The sequence below is a fragment of the Acinetobacter sp. CIP 102637 genome, assembly GCF_000368425.1.
Taxonomy (GTDB): domain Bacteria; phylum Pseudomonadota; class Gammaproteobacteria; order Pseudomonadales; family Moraxellaceae; genus Acinetobacter; species Acinetobacter parvus.
Genome location: NZ_KB849435.1, coordinates 177,072 through 190,761 on the forward strand (window position 1 = coordinate 177,072; position 13,690 = coordinate 190,761).

At 40.0% G+C, this 13,690-nt stretch carries 8 protein-coding genes, 1 tRNA gene and 4 pseudogenes; 6 read left to right on the forward strand and 7 right to left on the reverse strand.

Going from position 1 to position 13,690, the window contains the following annotated elements; translation table 11 throughout:
- The 4 genes and pseudogenes from F967_RS04010 to F967_RS04025 all read left to right on the forward strand — a co-directional run.
- Positions 1-387 (forward strand): RNA-guided endonuclease InsQ/TnpB family protein (locus tag F967_RS04010; protein WP_004798345.1); only part of this gene is annotated, 387 nt, incomplete at its 5' end.
- 38 nt (positions 388-425) lie between these two features.
- Positions 426-784, forward strand: a pseudogene (locus F967_RS04015) (DUF6607 family protein); the annotation flags it as partial.
- Positions 785-963: 179 nt separating this feature from the next.
- Positions 964-1,773 (forward strand): formate/nitrite transporter family protein, encoded by an 810-nt coding sequence (locus tag F967_RS04020; protein ID WP_004756001.1) that lies wholly within the window; start codon positions 964-966, stop codon positions 1,771-1,773.
- A 63-nt stretch (positions 1,774-1,836) separates the two neighbouring features.
- Complete coding sequence (locus F967_RS04025; protein ID WP_004798350.1) at positions 1,837-3,570, forward strand: bifunctional protein-serine/threonine kinase/phosphatase; 1,734 nt, start codon at positions 1,837-1,839, stop codon at positions 3,568-3,570.
- Positions 3,571-4,181: 611 nt separating this feature from the next.
- On the opposite strand, the gene F967_RS04030 is transcribed toward F967_RS04025, so the two are convergent.
- Both F967_RS04030 and F967_RS04035 read right to left on the reverse strand, forming a co-directional pair.
- A complete protein-coding gene (locus F967_RS04030) occupies positions 4,182-5,300 on the reverse strand; it encodes a Fic family protein (protein WP_004755996.1) in 1,119 nt (372 codons plus the stop codon).
- Between the two features lie 564 nt (positions 5,301-5,864).
- Positions 5,865-6,431 (reverse strand): annotated as a pseudogene (locus F967_RS04035) (IS3 family transposase); the annotation flags it as partial.
- Positions 6,432-6,521: 90 nt separating this feature from the next.
- Here F967_RS04035 and F967_RS04040 point away from each other — a divergent pair.
- Positions 6,522-8,477 carry an alkyl/aryl-sulfatase gene (locus F967_RS04040; protein ID WP_004798355.1) on the forward strand — a complete coding sequence of 652 codons (1,956 nt, stop codon included), beginning with the start codon at positions 6,522-6,524 and terminating at the stop codon, positions 8,475-8,477.
- 127 nt (positions 8,478-8,604) lie between these two features.
- Here F967_RS04040 and F967_RS04045 read toward each other — a convergent pair whose 3' ends face one another.
- From F967_RS04045 to F967_RS04065, 5 genes and pseudogenes are all read right to left on the reverse strand, one after another.
- A complete protein-coding gene (locus F967_RS04045) occupies positions 8,605-8,838 on the reverse strand; it encodes a hypothetical protein (RefSeq protein WP_004798357.1) in 234 nt (77 codons plus the stop codon).
- Positions 8,839-9,067: 229 nt separating this feature from the next.
- A pseudogene (locus F967_RS04050) lies at positions 9,068-9,628 on the reverse strand (IS3 family transposase); the annotation flags it as partial.
- Between the two features lie 59 nt (positions 9,629-9,687).
- Positions 9,688-10,374 (reverse strand): annotated as a pseudogene (locus F967_RS04055) (tyrosine-type recombinase/integrase); the annotation flags it as partial.
- Between the two features lie 129 nt (positions 10,375-10,503).
- Positions 10,504-10,579: transfer RNA gene (locus F967_RS04060), tRNA-Arg, on the reverse strand.
- Positions 10,580-10,661: 82 nt separating this feature from the next.
- The gene (locus F967_RS04065; RefSeq protein ID WP_004798361.1) at positions 10,662-12,020 is read right to left on the reverse strand and encodes an amino acid permease; all 1,359 of its coding nucleotides are present in this window, start codon (positions 12,018-12,020) and stop codon (positions 10,662-10,664) included.
- 370 nt (positions 12,021-12,390) lie between these two features.
- On the opposite strand from F967_RS04065, the gene prpF reads away from it, so the two are divergent.
- Positions 12,391-13,578: a 2-methylaconitate cis-trans isomerase PrpF gene (prpF, locus tag F967_RS04070; protein ID WP_004798363.1), complete on the forward strand. Its 1,188-nt coding sequence runs from the start codon at positions 12,391-12,393 to the stop codon at positions 13,576-13,578.
- Positions 13,579-13,690 lie beyond the last annotated feature (112 nt).

The following is a 13,690-nucleotide window of genomic DNA, read 5'->3' on the forward strand; positions in this document are numbered from 1 at the left end:
CGTCAAAACATGTTGCATCAATTCAGTCATAAACTGGTGAATGAACATGCAGCAATCTTCATTGGCAATGTGAATGCCAAAGCACTAGCACGGACTAAATTAGCTAAGTCTGTATTAGATGCAAGTTGGACAACACTAAGAACCATGCTTAAGTATAAATGCGAGAACGCAGGGGTATGGTATGAAGAAGTCAATGAAGCGTATACCACCCAAACGTGTTCGTGCTGTGGCTCACGCTGTAGTAGTCCGAAAGGTAGGACAGGTCTTGGAATAAGAGAATGGCAGTGCATGGAGTGCGGTACGCTCCATGATCGGGATGTAAATTCCGCACTGAATATTCTTGCGCTCGGACATGAGCGTCTCGCAGGAGGAATCCCCGTCCTTTAGGTCGGGGAGGATGTCAAGGCGAATTCAAACATGAGGTGCGACAATATTGGGAATATGAACCAACAAAAATGTGGAGCTATATTGGTAACTATAAATGGAAAAGTATTGAGCTAAAACAACAGGATGCACAAGGAAAATGGTTGCAGACAGTATGGCAGGTGGATGACTCTCCATGTTATGCAGGTTTGGGGCGTTGGACCAAAGATAATGGGGTAACGGAATGGACTTCAAATGAAACCTATCGTCCATTGCCACGCCGTGAGCATACGATTCGTAATGATTACGATGTGATTATTGGGACCAACCACCATGCATTGACAGCAACGGGTTGGGTGCATGAACAGGACAATATCAAGTTTGATAGCAAGACCATACTGCGCTGGCACGCAAATTGGGTGAATCAATACTTAGGTCTTTTTTATTTCTGGCATGCCATTTGCTTTTAAATAATTAGACAGGCAAAGATGCCTATTTCAATTAATCACTACGTTTTTATGGGCAAAGGGGCCTAAAGCTGAAAGATGCTTTAGGCCCTTTTTTTATAAAAATTTTTAAAGAAACTATAGAGGATTGTTTATGTCGTATATTGCGCCATCCGAGTTTGCGGTCAAGGTTGTTGATGCAGGCGAATCAAAACTGCATATGGCAACACGGGATGTGATGATTCGTGCCTATATGGCAGGGGCAATCCTTGCGATTGCGGCTGTATTTGCGGTGACGATTGGGATTCAAACAGGTGTGCCACTTATTGGTGCGTTGTTGTTCCCAGTGGGATTTTGCATGTTGTATTTATTGGGTTATGACCTATTAACGGGCGTTTTTGTATTAACGCCATTGGCATGGATCGACAAGCGTCCAGGGGTGACCATTCCAAGAATCCTGAAACACTGGGGCTGGGTGTTTTTAGGTAATTTCGCGGGTGCATTAACCGTCGCTGTGTTGATGGCAGCTGTTTATACTTATGGATTTGCCACTGAACCAAATGAAATTGGTAATAAAATTGCGCATATTGGTGAAAACCGAACCATTGGCTATAAGGAATATGGCTTTGGTGGCTGGATGACAATTTTCATTCGCGGCATGCTGTGTAACTGGATGGTTTCACTGGGGGTGATTGGTGCGATGATCTCGACCTCGGTGAGTGGTAAGTTCATTGCCATGTGGATGCCTGTGATGCTGTTCTTTGCCATGGGCTTTGAGCATTCTGTGGTGAATATGTTCCTGTTCCCATTTGCCATGATGATGGGTGGTGATTTTTCAATTATGGATTATTTCCTATGGAATGAGATTCCAGTTGCATTGGGGAATTTAGTGGGTGGTCTGGCTTTGACAGGTCTTGCGCTCTATACCACGCATGTTAAAACAGCACCAAAACGTAGCTTCTAATGATTTGCTATTGAATGGCATAAGGGAATCAGGGAGTGATTCCCGCTCAATACTGAGATAAAAATGACACAACAATTACAGGTTGAACTGGGGCAATATTCTCATCAAGGTCGTAAAAAGCTCAATCAGGACTTTTATGCCGCAACTTTACCGCAAAACTATCTATTGCAGCATAAGGGCATGGCATTTGCCTTGGCGGATGGTATTAGCAGCAGCAATGTCAGTCACATTGCCAGTCAAACCGCCGTTACAGGATTGCTATCAGACTACTTTTCCACGCCAGAAACATGGACCGTCAAAACCTCGGTGGAACGGGTACTGACCGCAATCAATGGCTGGTTATACGCACAGACTCAACAGAGCCAGTATCGCTTTGATAAAGATCGTGGTTATGTCTGTACCTTGAGTGCTATGGTGCTGAAAGGGCAGATTGCCCATCTGTTCCATATTGGCGATAGTCGAATTTATCGGCTGCAATCGGGTCAATTGGAACAACTGACGACAGATCATCGGATTTGGTTATCATCACAAGAAAGCTATTTAAGCCGAGCCTTGGGGGTTAATGCCAAGGTAGAGATTGATTATCAAAACTATGCCTTATATGAGGGCGATATTTTTATTTTGATGACCGATGGGGTGTATGAATATTGTCCCCAAGCGCAACTCATTCAGTTTTTAACTCAAACAAATACCAGTTTAGATCAAATTGCTCAGCACATTGTGGAATGGGCCTATCAGCAGGGCAGTACCGATAACCTGACCATTCAGATTATTCAAGTGCAAAAACTGCCTCAAATTGAAGCACAGGATATTTTGCCTGAATATGCACAACTGGCTTTTGTGCCAGCGTTAAATGTGCCTACGCAATTTGATGGTTATCAACTGCTTCGGGAAATCTATACCAGCCACCGTAGTATTTTATATTTGGCACATGAAATAGATCGGCAACAGTTGCTGGTAATCAAAGTGCCTGCCTCTGAGGTGCAGCATGATCAATATTTGGCTGAACAGTTTTTACTGGAGGAATGGATTGCCAAGCGGATTCATAGTCCTCATGTATTGAGCGCCTATCCTCAAACCCGACCACGACATTATATTTACCATACCATGCATTATGTTGAGGGACAGACCTTAAAGCAATGGATGCTGGATCAGCAACAACCGATTGCATTGGATCAAGTACGTCAAATTATTGCGCAAGTTGCCAAGGGTTTACAGGCAATGCATCGACTGGAAATGTTGCATCAGGATATTCGCCCAGAAAATATTATGCTGGATCGCTTTGGAACGGTAAAAATCATTGATTTTGGGTCTTGTCGTGTTGCAGGCATTCGCGAAATGCAACGGGAAACACAGGATGCTGCCTTGGGAACGTTGGCCTATATGGCACCTGAATATTTTTTACTGGAACCTGTTTCAACCCGATCAGACCAATATTCGCTTGCCGTATTGACCTATTATTTATTGACAGGGGATTTACCTTACCAGACCAATATTGCCAAATGTAAATCCAGAAAAGACTTGAGGAAGCTGTATTATTTTTCGGTCTTTGAATATCGCAAAGATATTCCGATCTGGGTTGATCTGGCATTGGAAAAGGCGGTTCGACCTGATCCTGAGCAGCGTTATGAGGACATCTCAGAGTTTATTTATGATTTAAATTATTCTAATCCTCTGTTTGTGCAGCCAGCACGTAAATCATTTGTAGATAGGGACCCTGTTTTATTCTGGAAAATGCTATCTGCAATCCTGTTATTATTGCTTTTGGGCCTACTTTCCCTATTACACGGCAATTAGTTGTTTTTTATTAGTTTTCTGTAGCGTTGATTTCTACTTCTCATAACTGGTGTTTAGCACGAATCTCCTAAAATATTGTAGATTATTTTACCTTGCGGTTAATTTAATTTTTTGAATCATAATTTTTATTTTGGATATTTAAATGAAGTCGTTGTATCTGGTGCTACTGGGCGGCAAGCATGAACAAGCCAATGTTGAGGTGTATGATGTCATCCCTGTGATTTGCAGTGATTTAACAGAAGCTTAACCCATGACCATCGTATAGGGAATAGTCTTTCTCTTTTGGTTTTGCACTTGAACACTTTGAATCTGTTAGGGGGGGGGGATGTGTTTAGCCATAGCGAATGAGGATACAAAAGTTGATAGAACTGGATATATCCTCATTTTTTGCAACGGTATCCTTATTTATTATTGTATATTTTGTCATGTTGTTTTGGTTAAATTATTATATATCAAAGGCTTTTAAATATATTTTTCTATATTTGTTTATTGTGATTGTGCGCCCTGCGGGACTCGAACTATTATGTTATATAATTGAATTTTAAGTTTATAATTTATGAATTAAATTGATTTTACCGCAAACTATACCGTAAAAAATAAAAGTACTCTATTTATAATTGAGTATTGATCTGATAGCGAGTATTGCGCCCACCACCTTCCAATTTGATTATACACTCTTTTCCGAGCAAGTCAGATAAGTGACGAGTAGCCGTTGCTTTACTGACTTTAGCAACCTTTTGATATTGTGAGGCACTGATACCATGTTCAAAACCATTTTCCCCTCCATCCAATAAACGATTCAATACTTTGCGTTGTCCTTCATGAAGATCTAAGTTTGAATATTTATGCCAAAACTGGCTCTTAAACAATGTTCGATCAATTTGCTTTAGCGTCGTTTCAAGGCTGTCATTTAAAGTATCTAAAAACCAGACAAGCCAATTGGTGATATTGGAATCATTTTTTTGGGTTTGTTCTAATATTTCATAATAACTTTTGCGTTTATTTAATATAACGGGGGACATCGCATACAAACGTATACTCTGTTCATCCATTTGTGCTAATGCAAGGTCTGTGAGGGTACGTGTAATACGACCGTTACCATCATCAAAAGGGTGAAGTGTGATAAACCATAAGTGAGTAATGCCTGCACGAAGTAGTGGGTCAAGCAACGCATCGGTTAGACTATGATTAAACCAATTTATAAAAGCTTCTAAACGTTCTTCTAGTCCTTCTCTAGGAGGTGCTTCAAAGTGAACGGTCGGATAGTCCAATCGACCAGAGACAACCTGCATTGGTTCTGAACCTCTGAGTTGACCAATACGTAAACGCTGCATTGTCCAATCAGGGTCATTAAAAAGCCATTGGTGCCATTGCATAAGACGTTTAACAGTAAGTGGTTGCTTTACGTTATTAAGCGCATCCAGCATGATGTTGGTTAAGTCTTCAGATCGGTCTGAACTTGGGTAAGGTTGTTCAAGGGTAACACCCAAACGACGAGCAAGTGAGGAGCGTAATGAATACACATTTAAGGTCTCATTTTCAATCGCTGATGACGCTACAAGATTGGCAAGTAGAGTATCTAAAGTGAATTGTTCTTTGGCTAAATCATGTTGACTTTGCCCAAGTAGGATTCCAATTTTTTGATGAATTTGTCTGGTTTTGGGTAAGATGATTTCATCTTCCCATGTGAAGTTTACCCAGTTGTCACTTTGCCAAATCCAATCTTGCATCTTAATCTCCACTTAGAGTCTTTCCAAGGTGAGCTAAATATAACACATATTCGGCTCAATAAATGAGTTGAATGTAATGTTTAATGAGCTCATTTATACTCATGTACCTCTATTGAATGAGGGGTACATTATTGCTGAATCACTTTTTTTAATTAGAAATAGTAAATAATAACTGTTCAAGCCAATTCACATCTATTGCAAAGCCTATCTTTTATCAAATTTCTTGATTGCTCTCTACCATACTTTAAAAGCATAACTCACTTACTTTTTGAAAGTTTGGTTCAGGTCTTAGGCCTCCATTACTCTTTACTCCAAGCAATAACGGATATAGCCAGTTTTTATACGTAGAATTGTTGTTTTTGGTGTTAATTAATATTCATTTTTTATAGTGAATAATGATCTATTAAAATAATGATTTTAATGTAAAATAAATACTGATTAATAAAAGTAAGACTTTATTGTAGTCGTCTAAATATAAAGGATTAGTATGGAAATAATGTGGTTCCGTTAATTAGACCACTCAATTCAGTTTTATAAGTGATAAATCCGCTCTAAATATTTAAATTATGCTGCCATTACTTTTAGTAAATGTTGATCATAAAATTCATTTGGTGTTGCCTTATTCAAACTTGAATGAGGACGTATCGTGTTATAAAAATCCAAATATTCAGCAATTGATTGTTTCGCTTGTTTAACCGTATCGTAAGCCTTCAAATAGACTTCCTCATGCTTCAAGCTGCGCCATAACCGCTCAATCATCACATTATCTCTCCACCGTCCTTTCCCATCCATACTGATACGGATATTTCGCAATTTTAACTCATTCAAAAATGCCTCGCTTGTGAATTGACTGCCTTGGTCTGTATTAAACACCTCTGGACAACCATATTTCACAATTGCTTCTTGCAACGCATCTATGCAAAAGTCTGTTTCCATACTGATCGATACACGATGAGCCAGTACTTTACGACTATGCCAATCTATAATTGCACACAGATAGACAAAGCCTTTAGCCATAGGAATGTATGTGATATCTGTACACCAGACTTGATTAGAGTGATCGATGACCATGTTTTTCAACAGATATGGGAAAATACGGTGTGCAAGATTAGGCTTACTGGTATTGGGTTTTCTTATAGGCGTGGTCTAAAATCCTAGAACCACATCAATAGTACAGATCAGAAAATCAAAAATTATGGATATTTTAAAGAAGGAACGACAATGAAAATTAATTTTTTAACGGTCTCATTGATGTTTATTTTGCCATTTTCTGTTTTTGCAGCAAATGGGCAAGTCGAAAAAGCAGTCATTGAATCAAATAATGCGTATAAAACCAAATATAATTTAGACGATATGACGGAGTTTAATTATGCGCAAAAAGGCTTTATTGCCAAGCCAACAGGTCAAATTAAAAGTGAAAAAGGCAATGTGATCTGGGATTTTGATGCGTTTAATTTTTTAAATGATCCAGCACCAAATACTGTTAATCCTGCGCTATGGCGACAAGCAAAGCTCAACAATAATGTTGGTCTATTTAAAGTCACAGATCGAGTTTGGCAAATTCGTGGTTTTGATTTGGCAAATATGACCATTATTCAGGGCGATACTGGCTGGATTATTGTGGATACATTAACCTCTAAAGAAACGGCGGAAGCAGCACTTAAATTTGCTAGGCAGCATTTAGGTGAGCAAAAAATTTCAGCCATTATCTTTACCCATAGCCATATCGATCATTTTGGTGGTGCATTAGGTGTTCTTTCTACAGAAGAAATTAACGCTAGAAAAACCCCAATTATTGCGCCGCAAGGCTTTATGGAAGAAGCGACCAGTGAAAATGTGATGGCAGGTTCAGCCATGATACGTCGTGCGACTTATATGTATGGAACTTTTCTACCAAAGAATGCGGAAGGATTGGTGGATACAGGTTTAGGTAAGGCTGTTGCTGTGGGTAAAATGGGCATCCTTGAGCCTACACAACTGATCACCCAAGCAGAACAGAAAATGGCCATTGATGGCTTGGATTTTGTGTTTTATAACGTGCCGGGTTCAGAAGCGCCAGCAGAGTTAACATTCTCTATTCCATCGCTGAAACTTTATAATGGCGCGGAAATTCTTTCGCATACCATGCATAATCTTTATACCCTCCGCGGTGCCAAAGTCCGTGATGCCTTAAAATGGGTGGGCTATTTAGACCAAGCAATGCAGCATGCCAAAACATCCGATGTATTGATTGCACAGCATCATTGGCCGGTCTGGGGCAATGACAATATTCAAGATTTTATTAAAACCCAGCGAGATGTTTATAAGTTCACGCATGATCAGACGGTGAGATATATGAACTCTGGTTTTAATGGTGCTGAAATTGCCGAAAAAATTCAGCTTCCAGTGGCACTTGACCAAAAACTATATGCGCATGGCTATTATGGAACCCTAAAGCATAATGTAAAAGCGGTATACCAATACTATATGGGGTGGTTCGATGCTCATCCTTCCAATTTAGATCCATTGCCGCCTAAAGCTGTTGCAAAAAAATATATTGAGTTGGCAGGCGGGGAGAATAATGCATTGAAAAATGCGCAGGATGCTTATGCTCAAGCTGACTATAGATGGGCTGCTGAGATTTTAAAACATATTGTGTTGAATAACCCTCAGAACCAGCAAGCAAAAGACTTATTGGCAAATACGTATCGACGATTGGGCTATGCAGCTGAGGCTTCAACTTGGCGTAATTTCTTTTTGGTGGGCGCTCAAGAGCTACAGAATAATGTACCCCTACAAAATACATCTGATCCGAGTGATTTATTGATTCACACGCCAACTGAAAGATTTCTTGAAGCCATGGCGACAAATTTAGATGTGGAAAATTTAAAAAATGAAAACCAGTGTATCAATCTGGTTTTGTCGGATACCCAAGAGAATTTTTCATTATGGGTTGAAAACTCAGTCATGCAGTTTAAGCGTCATGATGACAGTAAAGATTTGGCATCGGATTGCCCAACATTAACCGTAACCAAGCCCTTATATCTAAAAATGATTACAGGTCAAATAGAAGGGGTAAAAGTCCTGCTGTCTAAAGACAGTAAAGTAAAAGGCAATCCATTGAAAATTGGAAAATTCTTTGCCATGTTTAAACGTCCAGATTCAATTTTTCCAATTGTGACTCGACCAAATGGTTAGAGGGAAATAACGAAGCTTAAAAGTTTTTTCATTTGAAAAATTAAGAGTTGGTTGGGAAAGGAAAGTAATTACTTTTAGAGGCAATTAAAGATTACCCACGATGTAAATTGTGGGTAATCTTATTTTCTTACGCTCTCAGTTTTATAAACCCTTTTTCAGTCAATCTATGATCATGGGTTAGATAGCCTTGCTCAATGCAACATTGAATTGCCTCATTGATTTTATCTTGTACACCAATGGATAAATTAAATCGACGATGAGAGTACATGATATATCGCCAATCTAAAGTATCACCAACTATATCTTGAACTGTAAAAGCACCTAGAACAAATTGGACTGCTAAATGAAGATTTGTATTCATGGATTAATGCCAATAAAAAATTGAAATCCCATTTTAAAGTGGTCCTAAAAGCACGATTTCTTGTATTCCTAAAGTTTTAAAACACCTAATATCACTGATCCAATCAAAAGCATAATGGTTTATTCTTAGTTACTTAATATCCATCATAAGTATTTAAAGTAATGTGGTTCCGTTAATTAGACCACTCAATTCAGTTTTATAAGTGATAAATCCGCTCTAAATATTTAAATTATGCTGCCATTACTTTTAGTAAATGTTGATCATAAAATTCATTCGGTGTTGCCTTATTCAAACTTGAATGAGGACGTATCATGTTATAAAAACCCAAATATTCAGCAATTGATTGTTTCGCTTGTTTAACCGTATCGTAAGCCTTCAAATAGACTTCCTCATGCTTCACGCTGCGCCATAAACGCTCAATCATCACATTATCCATCCATCGTCCTTTCCCATCCATACTGATACGGATATTTCGCAATTTTAACTCATTCAAAAATGCCTCGCTTGTGAATTGACTGCCTTGGTCTGTATTGAACACCTCAGGACAACCATATTTCACAATTGCTTCTTGCAACGCATCTATGCAAAAGTCTGTTTCCATACTGATCGATACACGATGAGCCAGTACTTTACGACTATGCCAATCTATAATTGCACACAGATAGACAAAGCCTTTAGCCATAGGAATGTATGTGATATCTGTACACCAGACTTGATTAGAGTGATCGATGACCATGTTTTTCAACAGATATGGGAAAATACGGTGTGCAAGATTAGGCTTACTGGTATGCTTATTGGGGAGTAGATTATCACTTATAGGCGTGGTCTAAAATCCTAGAACCACATCAGTTCTACCAAAGCGGCCATATGTGTCACTTTGGGAGGGGAGATGGCTCCCTTTAAATCTTGAGTAACATCACGCTCACAAAATCCAATAGAAACCGCGTAGCGCAGAACTTGACCACATTTCACTTTGACCTTTTAAGCTGTTTCTAATTTGCCTTCTTTTTCATAAATTCGACAAACCTTCAGGATATCCATGGCTTTAATCTCATGTATTGGGATTTTACCAATATGCTGATTGATTACTTCTAATAAGCGTTGTTGCCCTTTAATCGTTGATTCAGCAAAGTCTTGCTTTGCCATCCACTCATTTGAAATATTTTGGAAAGTATTATTATTCGTATTTAATATCTCATTCTCAATTCTAACTTTTTCAACATGTGGGTCGATATTTTGAGAGAGAAGGGTACGGGCTTCTTCACGTCTAATTCTTGCATCAGCTAGAGTGACTGTTGGATAGGAACCAAAGCTTAAGGAATTTCTTTTTTTGGTATAGGGGCGTGAGTAGTCAAATCTCCAGCTCTTATCCCCAGTCTTAGAGATAATCAAAAATAAACCATTACCATCGGCAAGCTTCTGAACTTTTGTAGAGTCTGCTTTGATAGTTTTAATCTTGGTATCTGTAAGTGGTATAACTATTTTTGGCCTTTTTACGGTAAGAGTTTTTGCGGTAGTACATCTTACCGTAAAAATTACCGCAAAAAAATATGTATTAAGTTGGAAATTTATAGACTAAATTAGATTTGATTTTAATTAAATATTTGAATTTAATGTATGTTTTATTTTTGGGTGGAATGTTTTATATCAAAATAAACCATAAAATGGTGCGCCCTGCGGGACTCGAACCCACGTCGGTCGCTTAGGAGGCAACTGCTCTATCCAGTTAAGCTAAGGGCGCATAGTGCGGTGATTGTAAATGAAAAAGCATAAACAAAAAAGTGATTGCTAGAACAATCACTTTTTCAATACCGATCAAGTGTTTAATTCTTGGCTTTTAAATTCAGCACTTTATACAGTAAAAACATCAGCACAATCCAGATTGGAATCATCAGCACGGATTCCTTAAAGCCCTGCTGCCACATGATGTACAACACCACAGCAATAAATGCCAAGACCAAATAGTTACTCAATGGCGACCATAACGCAGGGAAGCTGGTTTTCAGGCCTTTTGTCTTGGTCATCGCCTTGAATTTCAGGTGGGTCAGGCTGATCATCGCCCAGTTTAAAACCAGTGCGCCGACCACTACATACATCAAATGGCCAAGGGCATCTTCTGGAACAAAGTAGTTCAACAACACACAGCCAAAGATCAATAAGGCAGACAGTAAAACCGCTGGTACAGGCACACCCTGTTTATTGGTCTTGGCAAACACTTTAGGCGCATTGCCTTGTTGAGCCAGACCGTACAACATACGACTATTGGCATACATACCACTGTTATAGACTGATAAAGCAGCAGTCAGGATAATAAAGTTAAGTAAATGTGCAGCCCAGCCAATTCCCATCTGGCTAAAGATCATCACAAATGGGCTTTTATCCAGACCGCCTAAATCCAACTGATTCCAGGGCACAAGTGATAATAAAATTGTGAGTGAACCGATGTAGAAAATCAGAATACGGAACACAACCTGATTGATCGCTTTAGGAATGGTTTTCTTTGGATCATTGGCTTCGGCTGCTGCCATACCAATCAGTTCAATCCCACCAAAGGCAAACATCAAGAATGCTAGCATATAGAAAAGGCCATCGAAGCCATTTGGGAAAAAGCCACCATGCGCCCAGAGGTTGCTAAATGAGGCGGTTGAATTGGCATCTGCGGTAAAGAGCAGGAAAAGGCCAAACAGGATCATGGCAACCACGGCCGTGACCTTGATAATGGCAAGCCAGAATTCTGACTCACCATAAAATTTTACATTGGTCAGGTTAATGGCAGTAATGATGACGAAGAAGAACAGCACCGATTGCCAGGCGGCAATATGAGGCCACCAGTAATTGATATATTTGGCGACCGCCGTCAGCTCACTCATGGCAACAAGGATATACAATACCCAATAGTTCCAGCCTGACAGGAAACCTGGAAACTTACCCCAATACTGATAGGCGAAATGGCTAAATGAACCTGCAACAGGCTCTTCAACAATCATTTCACCAAGTTGACGCATGATTAAAAAGGCAATCAAGCCGCCAATCGCATAACCCAAAATAATGGATGGTCCAGCAGACTGGATCACCTGTGCAGAACCTAAAAATAAGCCCGTACCAATTGCTCCACCCATCGCAATGAGCTGGATATGGCGGTTTTTTAGTCCACGCTGAAGTTGAGAAGAATCGTTGTTCAAAGGACTGAGCTCGACGATGAATAAGTGGATTATTCTAATAGATTGCAGGATTTTCGCCTAGTAAAAGTACAGGCAGGCTATGACTGTAAAGTAGTTTTTAAAAGTTATTTAAAATCCTATATTTGAATGATTGATAAAATAAATATTGATTTATATTTGTACGCTTGAAAGGCAAGTTTGTTTTTTAACCATGTTTGTTGGCTTTAGTGCTATTGTTAAATCATGCTGATATACCCAATATAAACAACATATTTTGCTAACGATAATTTGCCTAAAAAACCATTGGTCGTATGGCATTTTTGACTGCTGTGCAGTAACGTTGAACACAAAACCTAGCTGCACCAAAACATGATAAAAGGATGAAATTGACATGAGCTCAGTACCGCAAATCAAAGTCCCAGCAACCTATATGCGTGGTGGCACAAGTAAGGGGGTGTTTTTCAAGCTGGATGATTTGCCTGAAGCGGCACAGGTGGCAGGAAAGGCACGTGATCAACTTCTTCTTCGTGTGATTGGCAGTCCAGACCCTTATGGCAAGCAAATTGATGGCATGGGTGGTGCAACTTCAAGTACCAGCAAAACCGTGATTTTGGCAAAAAGTTCACAACCAGAACATGATGTAGATTATTTATTTGGACAGGTTTCGATTGACCAGCCATTTGTGGACTGGAGTGGTAACTGTGGCAACCTCACCGCAGCAGTCGGTTCATTTGCCATTTCCAATGGTCTGGTGGATGCCGAACGTATTCCTGAAAATGGCATCTGTACGGTACGCATTTGGCAGAAGAATATCCAGAAAACCATTATTGCGCATGTGCCAGTAACCAATGGTCAGGTACAGGAAACAGGTGACTTTGAACTGGATGGCGTGACCTTTCCAGCAGCGGAAGTGCAGATTGAATTTTTAGACCCTGCCGATGATGGTGAAGAGGGCGGCGATATGTTCCCTACAGGCAATGTGGTGGATCAGCTTGAAGTACCTGAGATTGGTACATTTCAGGCCACCTTTATCAATGCGGGTATTCCAACCATTTTCCTGAATGCGGAAGATATTGGCTATCAGGGTACAGAATTGCAGGATCATATCAATGGTGATAACGCTGCCTTGGCGCGCTTTGAAAAAATCCGTGCCTATGGCGCGCTACAAATGGGCTTAATAAAAGATATTTCTGAAGCTGCTGCCCGTCAGCATACGCCTAAAATTGCCTTTGTTTCTCAGCCGAAAGCCTATACCTCTTCAAGTGGTAAAACCGTTGAAGCGGCTGATGTGGATTTATTGGTGCGTGCCTTGTCGATGGGTAAGCTGCACCACGCCATGATGGGCACAGCCGCAGTTGCGATTGGTACGGCAGCAGCCATTCCAGGAACGTTGGTGAATCTGGCAGCAGGCGGTGGTGAGCGTGAAGCGGTTCGTTTTGGTCATCCATCAGGGACATTGCGTGTTGGCGCTCAAGCTGAGTTGATTGATGGCAAATGGGCCGTGAAAAAAGCCATTATGAGCCGTAGCGCACGTGTGTTAATGGAAGGTTGGGTGCGTGTACCAGGTGATACGTTCTAAATTATCCCAGTAAATCTCTTGATAGAGTCTCCTTTTGGAGGCTTTATTATTTTGAATAAGTTAAAAATACAAACACAATTTCCTGAGATAAATAATGGTATGATGTCGCCAT

Excerpts from the sequence above, each read along its gene's own strand:
- F967_RS04020 (WP_004756001.1), top strand. The coding sequence starts at position 964 with ATGTCGTATATTGCGCCATCCGAGTTTGCGGTCAAGGTTGTTGATGCA.
- F967_RS04025 (WP_004798350.1), top strand. The coding sequence starts at position 1,837 with ATGACACAACAATTACAGGTTGAACTGGGGCAATATTCTCATCAAGGT.
- F967_RS04030 (WP_004755996.1), bottom strand. The coding sequence starts at position 5,300 with ATGCAAGATTGGATTTGGCAAAGTGACAACTGGGTAAACTTCACATGG.
- F967_RS04040 (WP_004798355.1), top strand. The coding sequence starts at position 6,522 with ATGAAAATTAATTTTTTAACGGTCTCATTGATGTTTATTTTGCCATTT.
- F967_RS04045 (WP_004798357.1), bottom strand. The coding sequence starts at position 8,838 with ATGAATACAAATCTTCATTTAGCAGTCCAATTTGTTCTAGGTGCTTTT.
- prpF (WP_004798363.1), top strand. The coding sequence starts at position 12,391 with ATGAGCTCAGTACCGCAAATCAAAGTCCCAGCAACCTATATGCGTGGT.